Below are 10318 nucleotides of genomic sequence, written 5' to 3'. Positions count from 1 at the left end.
CTGCGCCTGCGGGGGGCCCCCCCCGGTCAGGTCACGGTCGCCGCGGTCACCGAGGTGACCGCGATCGCCACCGGAGCCGCCGTGCTCGGGGTCGCCGCGCAGTGGGTGCTGGCACCTGCGCTCGCGCACATCGAGTTGGCGGGCGGCGACTGGTTCGCCGCGGATCTGCGGCCGTCGCCGCTGGCGGCGCTCGGCATCATCGGGGGTGTCGCGCTACTGGCCACCGTGGCCGCCCTCGGGGGGATGCGGCAGGTCGTGGTCGGCCCGCTCGGCGTCGTCCGCCGGCAGCGGCCGGGCGGGGCGCGGCTGCTGCGGCTGCTCGGCCTGGTGGCCGGGGTGGCGGTGTTCGGGATCGCGCAGCTCGCCAGCCGGACCGGCCCGACGGCCGTCGCCGGGATCGTGTTCGCGGTCGGCGTGCTCGCGATGTTCGGCACGGTGTCGCTGATCGGGCCGCTCGTGGTGCGACTGCTCGGGTCCGCCATGGTCCGCTCGGCGCGCTCACCCGCCGCCCTGCTGGCCGGCCGCAGGCTGCTCGACGACCCGCGGGGCGCGTTCCGGCCGCTGGCCGGGCTCACCCTCGCCGTGTTCGTCGCAGGGTTCATCGCGCCGCTGACGGCGGTCGTGTCGGGCACGGCTGTCGGTGACGACCGTGCGCTGCTGCTCGAACCTCCGCCCGGGGTCGTCGCGGCGGACCTCGAGGCCGCGGCGGAGGACCGCCTCGCGCAGCGGGGGATCCCCGCCGAGGTCACCGTGGCCGAGGTGCGGGACGAGCTCGGGGTGTCCGTCGTCCCGTCGGACGCGGTGGACCGGGAGCGGGTGCGCACCGCGCTCGCACCGCTCGTGCCGGGGACGCCCGTGCTCACCGCCGTGGAACGGGACCTGTTCGGCGTCGTCCTCGTCGCCGACGTGCAACGCGGCGTGCTCGTCGTGCTGGTCGGAACGTTCCTGATCGCCGCCACGGCCACCGGGACGGCAGCGGCCGCGCGGGTGCTCGACCACCGCAAGCTGCTGCGGATGCTGCGCCTTGCCGGCACACCGCTGGACGTGCTCGACGCCGCCCGCCGCGCGGAGACGGTCCGCCCGCTGCTCGTGCTGGGCGCCATCGCGCTGGGGCTGGGGCTGCTGTGCGCGTCCCCGTTCGCCCTCGCGGCCGCGGCGCTGGAACCGGCCGGGCTCGCCGTGCTCGGCGCGGTGCTCGTGGGCGGGGTGGGTCTCGTGGTCGCCGCGTCCGCGGCGTCACGGCCGCTGCTGCGCTCCGTCGCCACCGCCCCCGGGCGGGACGACGACTGAGCGGAGCTTGCGGAGCGAACCTCAACACCGACCTGATCACCTGAACCGGAGGACATGTGACCACCGTTGACGCGCCCCGCCACGCGCGCGCCGCGGCCGCCACGGCCGTGGACCTCGTGAAGGTCCACGGCCGCGGTGACGCCGCCGTGCGCGCCCTGGACGGCGTGGACCTCGAGATCCCCGCGGCCCGATTCACCGCCGTCATGGGCCCGTCCGGGTCCGGCAAGTCCACGCTCATGCACCTGCTCGCCGGGTTGGACACGGCGACGTCGGGCCGGGTACTGCTCGGCGACACCGACCTGACCGCCTGCAACGACGCCCAGCTCACGGCCCTGCGCCGGGAGCGGATCGGCTTCGTGTTCCAGAACTTCAACCTGCTCCCGCAGCTCACGGCGGAGCAGAACATCGAGCTGCCGTCCCGGCTGGCCGGGCGCCGCACCGACGCCGGCCGGCGCTCGGCGCTGATCGACCTGCTCGGGATCGGCGACCGGCTCGGGCACCGGCCCACCGAACTGTCCGGGGGTCAGCAGCAGCGCGTGGCGGTGGCCCGTGCGCTGCTGGGCAGGCCCGACGTCGTGTTCGCCGACGAGCCCACCGGCAACCTCGACACCGCGAGCGGGCACGAGCTGCTCGGTCTGCTGCAGGCGTCGGTGCGCGACTTCGGGCAGACCGTCGTCATGGTCACCCACGACCCGGTGGCGGCGTCGTTCGCCGACGAGGTCGTGCTGCTGCGCGACGGGCGACTCGCCGGCACGGTCCCCGACCCGCGCCCGGAGTCGGTGCTCGCGGCGCTGTCGGCCCTGTCGGAGCGGGCGCGGCCCGGGGCGGCCGTCTGATGGCCGGCTCCGCCGCGGGCGCACTGCTCGCCGAGACCCGGCGCCGACCGGGCCGGCTCCTGCTCACCGGGCTCGCCGTCACGGTCGCCACCGTCTTCGCCGCAGGCACCCTGCTGTTCACGGAGACGCTGCGCACCCACCTCACCGAGAACAGCGAGCAGACGCCCGACGGCGCCGCCGCCGTGGTGCTCCCGAACCGGCTGCCCGGAGACGCGGATCTCGACCTGGTCCGCGAGGTCGCCGCCGTCGACGGCGTGGCCGAGGCCGTCGGGGTGTGGACCGCGTTCCTGCCCGCGAACGCGGGCGGCGCGAGCACCAACTGGCTCGTGGTGTCCGACCCGATGGACGGGCCGTTGAGCCGGGTGTCCGCGGTGGTGCAGGGCAGTGCCCCGGCAGCCGCCGACGAGGCGGCCGTCGACGTCGCCACCGTCGAGCGCACCGGGGTCGCGCCCGGCGACACCGTCGGCGTCGCGGGCGAGGACGGCACGCCGCGCACGCTGACCGTCACGGCGGTGGTGGACATGGCGAGCAGCCCGATGAACACGCTGGTGGTCGCCCCGGAGACCGTCGCAGGGCTCGGCGGGTGGCTGGACCAGGTCGACCTGGCGGCGGCCCCGGACGTGACGGACGCGGTGTTGGCCGACCGTGTGGGCGAGGCCCTGGGCGCGCCGGACGCCGTGCGCACCGGCGCGCGGCAGCGGGCCGGCGAGGTCGAGCAGGCGTCCGCGTCGGTGAACGCGACGCTCGTCGGGATCGGGGTGTTCGCCGGCCTGGCGGTGGTGGCCGCCGCGGTGGTCGTGGCGTCGACGTTCCGGATCGTGCTGACCCAGCGGCGCACGCAGCTCGCGCTGCTGCGCTGCATCGGGGCGCGGCGCGGGCAGGTGATCGGAGCCGTGCTCGCCGAGGCCGTGGTGACCGGCGTGGTCGCGGGCCTGCTCGGGACGGGCGTCGCCGTGGCCGCCGGGTACGGATTGCTGGCGGTGCTCGGGGCGATGGGCATGGAGGGCATGCCCGCGCTGGTGCTGTGGTGGCCGGGCCTGGGCGGGGTGCTGCTGGTGGCGGTGCTCGCCACCGTGGCGGCCGCGGTCGTGCCCGCGCTCGCCGCGGCGCGGATCCCCCCGGTCGCCGCGCTCGGCTCGGCCGGTGCCGGGGAGGCGGGCGCAGCCGGCACGGGTCGCCGACTGGCGCTCGCCGCCGTCCTCGCCGCCGCTGCGGCCGGCCTCGCCGGGCTCGCGCTCGGCCCGGCCGCGGGGTCGATGGAGCTTGCGATGGTCGTGCTGGCGGCGTCCGGGATGACGGCGTTCGCGGCGCTCGTCGCCGCGGGCCCGGTGCTGGTGCGCGGGCTCGGCGTCACCGCGGGACGCGCCATCGCTGCCGTCGGAGGCGCCTCCGGCAGGCTCGCGACGGCCAACGCGGCCCAGGTGCCGCGTCGGACCGCGGCGACGATCTCCGTGCTGGCCCTCGGCGTCGGCCTGACATCGGCCCTGTTCGTCGGCCTGGCCTCGACGCAGGCGGGGGCCGAGCGCAGCATCGAGCGGCAGTTCCCGAGCGACATCGTGATCGCCGCACCCGACGGGGCGAGCGGCGAGGCCCTCGCCGTTCGGCTGGGCGAGGACCCGCAGCTCGTCGTGCGGGCCGAGGGTGCCGGCGTGCTGGTGGACCCCGCACCGGGCGTCGACGTCGAGGCGGCCCGCGCGGCGGTGGAGGCGGCCGCGGGCGCACAGCCCGGGATGCTCGTGCAGTACGCGGGCGACGCGCGCGCCGAGCTGGAGTCGACGGTCGGGATCGCGCGGATGATCGGGCTGGGCCTGGTCGGGATGACGATGCTCGTCGCGGTCGTCGGCGTCGGAGTGACGCTGATGCTGTCGGTCACCGAGCGGACCCGCGAGACGGGGCTGCTGCGCGCGGTGGGGCTGTCCCGGCCCGGTGTGCGGGCGATGGTGGCGTGGGAGGCCGCGTTGAGCGGCACAGGCGCCGGGGTCGTGGGCGCTGCGATCGGCGCCGGCTACGGGCTGCTCGGCGTGCACGTGCTCGAGGTCGCACCGGGGTCCGCGACCGTGCCGGTGCCGCTGCTCGCGGGGCTGGTGGTCGGCGTCGTCGCGGTCGCGGTGCTGGCCGCGGTGGTCCCGGCGGTCCGGGCCGCGCGGGTGGCGCCCATTCGGGCGTTGCAGGATGCGTAGCTAGCCCAGGAGCGCGTCGAGGTCGATCTCGACGGGGAACGGCGCGGTGGCCGTGAACGTCCCGGTCACCGTGCCGCCGTCGGCGTAGCCGAACTCGCCCGCCAGATGACAGGCGAGCAGGGAGACCGGCTCGGCGATGTCGACGATCCAGTAGTGCGGGATCCCCGCGTCGGCGTACTCGCCACGCTTGTGCACGTAGTCGGTGCGGCGTGACCCGGGGGACAGGAGCTCGACCACGACCAGTACCTCGGACGCACGAATGACGCCGCCATCGCGCCGGACCCGCAGCCGCGCGTCCTGCTGCACGACCACGAGATCGGGGCGTCGGACCGTGCCCGGTGCGTCCGACGGTGCCAGCTCGAGATCGACGTCCATGTCGGGGATGACCTCGACCCCCGCGGGGAGGTTGCGCTCCAGCTGCATCGCCATCCGGAATGCGGCCCGATTGTGGTCGGGGGCCGGGCTCGGCGACATCAACAACCGCCCTTCCACCAGCTCGCTGTAGCCGAGCTCGATCTCCCCGATCTCGAGGTACTCGGCCACGGTCAGCAGGTGTGGCGGTGCCACCGGCTGGATCGTCACACGAACCTCCTCCTCCGTCCGGTCAGTGTGGCACGGAGGAGGAGGTTCTCCGTCGGTCGCTCAGGCCTCGATCGGCTCCAGCACGAACACGGGGATCTGCCGGTCGGTCTTCTTCTGGTAGTCGGCGTAGTCGGGGTAGGCCGCGACGGCCCGCTCCCACCACTGCGCCTTCTCCTCGCCGGTGACCTCGCGCGCGCGGTAGTCGTTCGTCTTCGTGCCGTCCTGCAGCTCGACGTGCGGATCGGCCTTGACGTTGTGGTACCAGACCGGGTGCTTCGGGGCGCCGCCCAGCGACGCGACGATCGCGTAGCGGCCGTCGTGCTCGACCCGCATGAGCGGCACCTTGCGCAGCTTGCCGCTCTTCACCCCGCGGGTGGTCAGCAGGATCACCGGGCTGCCCTTGATGTCGACGCCCTCGGTCGTGTCCTCCGCCAGGATCTTCTCGGTCTGGTCGCGGACCCAGCCGGTCGGGCTCAGCTCGTACTCACCGTCCAGTGGCATGTCGTGATCCAACGGCGGAGGCGGCGCCGATCTTCCCCGTCCTGGCGTGTGTACGCCCGACGGGCTACCGTCGGCGCCGAACGGGAGCTCGCAGCAGCGGGCTGAGAGGGCGGCTGGCGCGCCGCCGACCGACCGAACCTGTCCGGATCGAGGCCGCACCTCGCGGATCACGACCGCGGTCTTCGCGCCCAGATGGCCCCTGGCTGCGTTGTCGGCAGGCCCGGGTACGGCCCGGTACGACGGCGCCTACCTCCGCCTTGCCAGGAGTCATCTGGATCACGAAGCCCATCGCCCGTGATCCACGAGGCACGGCCTGGGCCGGCGTAGGGAGGACTGGACGAATGGGTGAAGCGACGATCGGCGTCACACCGCCGCGGGTCATGACGATCGCGGGCACCGACTCGGGCGGTGGTGCCGGCGTCGCGGCCGACCTGCGCGCCTTTGCCGCGTGCGGGGTGCACGGGTGCCTCGCGGTCACCGCCGTCACGGTGCAGAACTCGGTGGGCGTCAGCGGTGTGCACACGGTGCCACCGGAGACCGTCGCCGCCCAGATCGAGACCGTGGCGGGCGACATCGGCCTGGACGCGGTGAAGACGGGCATGCTCGCCGGCTCGGCGATCATCGAGGCGGTCGCGGCGGCGTGCGAACGCGTCGGGATCGGCGCCGGGGGCCGTACCCCGCTGGTGATCGACCCCGTCGCGGCGTCGATGCACGGCGACCAGTTGCTCGCCGACGAGGCGCTCGAGGCGTTCCGCGCGCTGCTCTTCCCGCGCGCCACGGTGATCACCCCCAACCTCGACGAGGTGCGGCTGCTCATCGGGATCGACGTGCACGACCGCGCGGCCCAGTACGAGGCGGCGAAGGTGCTGCACGGGCTCGGCCCGCGCCACGTGCTCGTCAAGGGCGGGCACCTGAGCGAGGACGTCGACGGCTGCGTCGACCTGCTCTACGACGGCCACACGTTCACCGAGCTGCCCGGCCCCCGTTTCGACACCGGCAACACCCACGGCGGCGGCGACAGCATGGCCGCCGCGATCGCCTCCGGCCTGGCCCGCGGGATGGCGGTGCCGGACGCCGTGGCGTTCGGGAAGCGCTACATCGTCGAGGCCGTCCGCCACTCCTACCCGTTGGGTGCCGGCCACGGCCCGGTGTCGCCGCTGTGGGCGGTGCGCCCGTGGTGGGACGAACCGCAGCACGCCGGCCTCGCTCCGAGCACGTTGCAGTAGAGCCACCATGCTGCGATCCCCGTGACCGACTCCGGCGGTCGCCTGCCTCTGCCCGTCGCGGGTCAGCGGTAGATGTCGGCCGGCGTCACCAGGGTCAGCGCCGGATCGTGCTCCGCCCGGGCCGTCAGCTGTTCGTCGAAACCGCTCCGGGAGAACAGGAACCGTTGCGCCGCGACGGCGCCGGCGTAGGGAGCGAGGTGGTCGAGCAGGTGCAGCTCGGCGAGTCCGAGCGGCCGGGCCGTCCACTTGCACATGCCGACGACCAGCGGCCGGCGGTCCCCGTCCACACCGACGACGTCGATCTCCCGCTCCTCGGTCCGGCGCCCGTCCCCGGTGTGGACGGGACCCCGCCAGCGGCCCACCGCCGTCACGCCCTACACCACGGCCAGGACGTGCTGCTGGGAGATGCCTTCCCACGCCCGGGACGTGAACTCGTGGAGCTGCGGCAGGACGGTCGCCTCGACGTAACGCGTCGCGAGCTCGGTGGAGCGGAGCTGGGAACGGGCGGGCTCGACGAACCGGTGGTGCAACCGGAGGAAGGGGTCGCTGATGGCGTAGCCGATCTTGCGCGTCCTGGGCGACGCCGTGACCGGGCGCTGCCGTTCCACCAGTCCGAGCCGTTCCAGCGTGTCGAGCAGCTTCGTCACGTGCGCCGGCGCGAGCTGGACGCCTTGGCTGATCTGGTTGTTGCGGTTGTGGCCGTGGGCGATGGAGCGGAGGACGGCGATGTGCGCAGCCGGTTCCGGGATGGACTGGCGGAGCATCAGCTCCGCTTCGTCGTGGAGGAGCCCGTTCGCTGGAACACCTCGCTCAGCAGGTTCGCCGCCAGCGGCCGGTTGTCCCGGAACCGGTCGAGGTAGTACGGGACGCCCCCGCACACGGCGTACGTCCGGATCCGGTCCTCAGGCGAGTACGAGGGCTGGAACAGCCCGGCGTCGGACGGGGTGAACGCCTCGACCCGCAGCTGCCCGTGCCCGGTCACCGGTCAGCCGGGCACGTAGCTGGCCCAGTTCGTCGACCCGGTTCAAGAAGCCACGGTTGGATCCTACGTAGGATTTTCCGTCCGAGGAAAACCCCATGCAGGATCGAGCGTTGCGCGATCACCCGTCCGAGCGGGGCGCGCATCGGGCGGGGCAGCGGGATAGGCTCCCCGGTGATGAGCGAGCTTGCGAGTGAACCCGTGTCACAGCGCCTGCGCGAAGCGCCGGCCGAGCGCAGCGAGGTCGTGCAGGTGAGCGAGCTTGCGAGTGAACCCGTGTCACAGCGCCTGCGCGAAGCGCCGGCCGAGCGCAGCGAGGTCGTGCAGGTGAGCGAGCTTGCGAGTGAACCCGTGTCACAGCGCCTGCGCGAAGCGCCGGCCGAGCGCAGCGAGGTCGTGCGATGAGCATCATGGGCACGCGCGTGGTCCGCACCGAGGATCCGGTGTTCCTCTCCCGGGGCGGCACGTACACCGACGACCTGACCGACGAGCGACTCACGGGCGCCTTGCACCTCACGCTCGTGCGGTCCCCACTCGCGCACGCGCGGATCACCGGGATCGACGTCGAGGGGGCCCGCGAGGCGCCCGGCGTGGTCGCGGTGCTCACCGGCGCCGACATCGACCTGGCGCCGGCGAAGCTGTTCGCGGGTGCCCCGGACGGGATGGTCCGGCAGTGGCTGGCCACCGACAAGGTCCGGTTCGTCGGGGAGCCGGTCGCAGCCGTGCTCACCGAGGAGTCCTACCAGGGGCAGGACGCGGCCGACCTCGTCGAGGTCGACTACGACCCCCTGCCCGCCGTCATCGACCTGAAGGCGGCGCTGTCGGACGAGGTGCTGCTGTTCGACGAGGTCGGCACCAACCTCGCCGGCGGGTTCGGGCACGACAAGCAGTTCGACGAGAACTTCTTCGACGACTGCGACGTCGTCGTCACCCACGAGATCGTCAACCAGCGGCTGGCCGCCGCCCCGCTGGAGACGCGCGCCGCCGCCGCGGCGTGGGGCGACGACGGGCGCGTCACGCTCTGGACCTCCACGCAGAACGCGCAGGCCGCCCGCGACGAGATCGCCGGCTGGCTCGGCATCGACGGCGCGCAGATCCGCCTGATCACGCCCGACGTCGGGGGCGGGTTCGGCGCGAAGATCGGCGCCGACCCGGAGTTCGCGCTCGTCGCGTGGCTCGCGCGGCGCGTCGGCCATCCGGTGCGCTGGAGCGAGACGCGCTCCGAGAACATGACGGGGATGGTTCAGGGCCGCGCCCAGCTGCAGACCATCACGATCGGCGGCAACCGCGACGGCGACGTGCTCGCCTACCGCCTCGACGTGCTCGCCGACGCCGGTGCCTATCCGCGTCTGGGCATGTTCCTGCCGTTCTTCACGCGGATGATGGCGCCGGGCGTCTACGACATCCCCAAGGTGGAGTCGCGGGCCCGCACGGTCGTCACCACCACGACGTCCACGGGCGCCTACCGGGGCGCGGGCCGCCCGGAGGCCACCGCCGCGATCGAGCGGGCGATGGACCTGTTCGCGGCCGAGATCGGCAAGGACCCGGCCGAGGTGCGCAGGCGCAACGTCGTGGCGCCGGAGAAGTTCCCGTTCAAGACCAAGGGCGGGGCCGTCTACGACAGCGGCGAGTACGCCAAGGCCATCGACCGCGTGCTGGAGGCGGCGGGCTACGCCGAGCTGCGCGCCGAGCAGGCCACCCGCCGGGAGCGGGGCGACACGGTGCAGCTGGGCATCGGCGTCTCGGCCTATGTCGAGATCACCGGTGGCGGGGCGTTCAGCGAGGACGCCTCGGTGGAGGTGCACAGCGACGGCACGGTCACGGTGCTCACCGGTACCTCCCCGCACGGTCAGGGGCACGCCACGGCGTGGGCGATGCTCGCCAGCGAGCACCTCGGCATCCCGATCGAGAAGATCACGGTCAAGCACGGCGACACCGACCTCATCCCGCGCGGTGCCGGCACGATGGGTTCGCGCAGCCTCCAGACCGGCGGCGTGGCCGTCTACCAGGCGGCGGGCGAGCTCGTGGAGCTGGCCAAGCAGCGCGCCGCCGACCTGCTCGAGGCCAACGCCGACGACCTCGAGGTCGCCGACGGCCGCGTCGCGGTGAAGGGCACCGACACGGGCGTCACGCTCGCGCAGCTCGCCGAGCGCGAGCAGCTCAAGGTCGACACCGTCTTCGACAGCGGCGCACCCACGTTCCCGTTCGGCGCGCACGTCGCCGTCGTGGAGGTCGACGTCGAGTCCGGCAAGGCCGTCGTCGACCGGATCGTCACCGTCGACGACGCGGGCCCCGTGCTCAACCCGCTGCTCGCGGAGGGCCAGCGCCACGGCGGGATCGCCCAGGGCATCTCCCAGGCGCTGCTCGAGGAGGTCGTCTACGACGCCGACGGCAACCCGCTGACGGCCACGTTCGCCGACTACGGGTTCCCGTCGGCCGCCGAGCTGCCCAGCTTCACGCTGGTCGACATGGCCACGCCGACCACGCTCAACCCGATCGGCGCCAAGGGCATCGGCGAGGCCGGAACGATCGGCGCCACGCCGGCCGTCCAGAGTGCGGTGGTCGACGCCGTGTCGCACCTCGGCGTCCGCCACATCGACATGCCGACCACCCCGCTGCGGGTGTGGGAGGCCATCCAGGTTGCAGGAGGTGCGACGTGACCGAGCTTGCGAGGTCACCATTGGACACAGCACCGTCGGGCACGAGGCCGACGAGCGTCAGCGA

At 73.9% G+C, this 10318-nt stretch carries 10 protein-coding genes and 1 pseudogene; 6 read left to right on the top strand and 5 right to left on the bottom strand.

The window, feature by feature from the left end; all coding sequences use genetic code 11:
• The 3 genes and pseudogenes from KME75_RS19985 to KME75_RS19975 form a co-directional block, all read left to right on the top strand.
• Positions 1-1290, top strand: a pseudogene (locus tag KME75_RS19985) (hypothetical protein); the annotation flags it as partial.
• Between the two features lie 56 nt (positions 1291-1346).
• Entirely contained in the window at positions 1347-2126 is a 780-nt protein-coding gene (locus KME75_RS19980) for an ABC transporter ATP-binding protein (RefSeq protein WP_219416381.1), read from the top strand.
• Positions 2126-4306, top strand: a complete 2181-nt coding sequence (locus KME75_RS19975) for an ABC transporter permease (protein WP_219416380.1) — start codon at positions 2126-2128, stop codon at positions 4304-4306. Before KME75_RS19980 ends, KME75_RS19975 begins: the two co-directional genes overlap by 1 nt.
• Here the strand turns inward: KME75_RS19975 and KME75_RS19970 are convergent, their stop codons facing one another.
• Together KME75_RS19970 and KME75_RS19965 are read right to left on the bottom strand one after the other, a co-directional pair.
• The gene (locus tag KME75_RS19970) at positions 4307-4888 is read right to left on the bottom strand and encodes a Uma2 family endonuclease (protein WP_219416379.1); all 582 of its coding nucleotides are present in this window, start codon (positions 4886-4888) and stop codon (positions 4307-4309) included. It abuts the gene before it with no gap.
• A 60-nt stretch (positions 4889-4948) separates the two neighbouring features.
• Positions 4949-5389 carry a nitroreductase family deazaflavin-dependent oxidoreductase gene (locus tag KME75_RS19965; protein ID WP_219416378.1) on the bottom strand — a complete coding sequence of 147 codons (441 nt, stop codon included), beginning with the start codon at positions 5387-5389 and terminating at the stop codon, positions 4949-4951.
• 341 nt (positions 5390-5730) lie between these two features.
• Between KME75_RS19965 and thiD the strand changes: the two genes are divergently transcribed.
• Positions 5731-6615 carry a bifunctional hydroxymethylpyrimidine kinase/phosphomethylpyrimidine kinase gene (gene thiD, locus KME75_RS19960; RefSeq protein ID WP_219416377.1) on the top strand — a complete coding sequence of 295 codons (885 nt, stop codon included), beginning with the start codon at positions 5731-5733 and terminating at the stop codon, positions 6613-6615.
• Between the two features lie 62 nt (positions 6616-6677).
• On the opposite strand, the gene KME75_RS43395 is transcribed toward thiD, so the two are convergent.
• From KME75_RS43395 to KME75_RS43385, 3 genes are read right to left on the bottom strand one after another with little or no spacing between them, the layout of a single operon-like run.
• Entirely contained in the window at positions 6678-6986 is a 309-nt protein-coding gene (locus KME75_RS43395) for a DUF234 domain-containing protein (protein ID WP_246632447.1), read from the bottom strand.
• Positions 6987-6989: 3 nt separating this feature from the next.
• Positions 6990-7379 carry an AAA family ATPase gene (locus KME75_RS43390; RefSeq protein WP_246632446.1) on the bottom strand — a complete coding sequence of 130 codons (390 nt, stop codon included), beginning with the start codon at positions 7377-7379 and terminating at the stop codon, positions 6990-6992.
• A complete protein-coding gene (locus KME75_RS43385) occupies positions 7379-7597 on the bottom strand; it encodes a hypothetical protein (protein ID WP_246632445.1) in 219 nt (72 codons plus the stop codon). Before KME75_RS43385 ends, KME75_RS43390 begins: the two co-directional genes overlap by 1 nt.
• Before the next feature lie 174 nt (positions 7598-7771).
• Here KME75_RS43385 and KME75_RS19950 point away from each other — a divergent pair, with 174 nt between their 5' ends.
• A complete protein-coding gene (locus tag KME75_RS19950; RefSeq protein ID WP_219416376.1) occupies positions 7772-7999 on the top strand; it encodes a hypothetical protein in 228 nt (75 codons plus the stop codon).
• The gene (locus KME75_RS19945) at positions 7996-10254 is read left to right on the top strand and encodes a xanthine dehydrogenase family protein molybdopterin-binding subunit (protein WP_219416375.1); all 2259 of its coding nucleotides are present in this window, start codon (positions 7996-7998) and stop codon (positions 10252-10254) included. Before KME75_RS19950 ends, KME75_RS19945 begins: the two co-directional genes overlap by 4 nt.
• Positions 10255-10318 lie beyond the last annotated feature (64 nt).

Source organism: Pseudonocardia nigra, from assembly GCF_019396355.1.
Taxonomy (GTDB): domain Bacteria; phylum Actinomycetota; class Actinomycetes; order Mycobacteriales; family Pseudonocardiaceae; genus Pseudonocardia; species Pseudonocardia nigra.
The sequence above is the reverse complement of the archived record's forward strand: the minus strand, read 5'-3'. Positions and strand labels throughout refer to the sequence as shown.

What these genes read in the sequence shown, in the direction of transcription:
- KME75_RS19950 (WP_219416376.1), top strand. Translation starts at nt 7,772, where the DNA reads ATGAGCGAGCTTGCGAGTGAACCCGTGTCACAGCGCCTGCGCGAAGCG.
- thiD (WP_219416377.1), top strand. Translation starts at nt 5,731, where the DNA reads ATGGGTGAAGCGACGATCGGCGTCACACCGCCGCGGGTCATGACGATC.
- KME75_RS19965 (WP_219416378.1), bottom strand. Translation starts at nt 5,389, where the DNA reads ATGCCACTGGACGGTGAGTACGAGCTGAGCCCGACCGGCTGGGTCCGC.
- KME75_RS19945 (WP_219416375.1), top strand. Translation starts at nt 7,996, where the DNA reads ATGAGCATCATGGGCACGCGCGTGGTCCGCACCGAGGATCCGGTGTTC.
- KME75_RS19975 (WP_219416380.1), top strand. Translation starts at nt 2,126, where the DNA reads ATGGCCGGCTCCGCCGCGGGCGCACTGCTCGCCGAGACCCGGCGCCGA.
- KME75_RS43390 (WP_246632446.1), bottom strand. Translation starts at nt 7,379, where the DNA reads ATGCTCCGCCAGTCCATCCCGGAACCGGCTGCGCACATCGCCGTCCTC.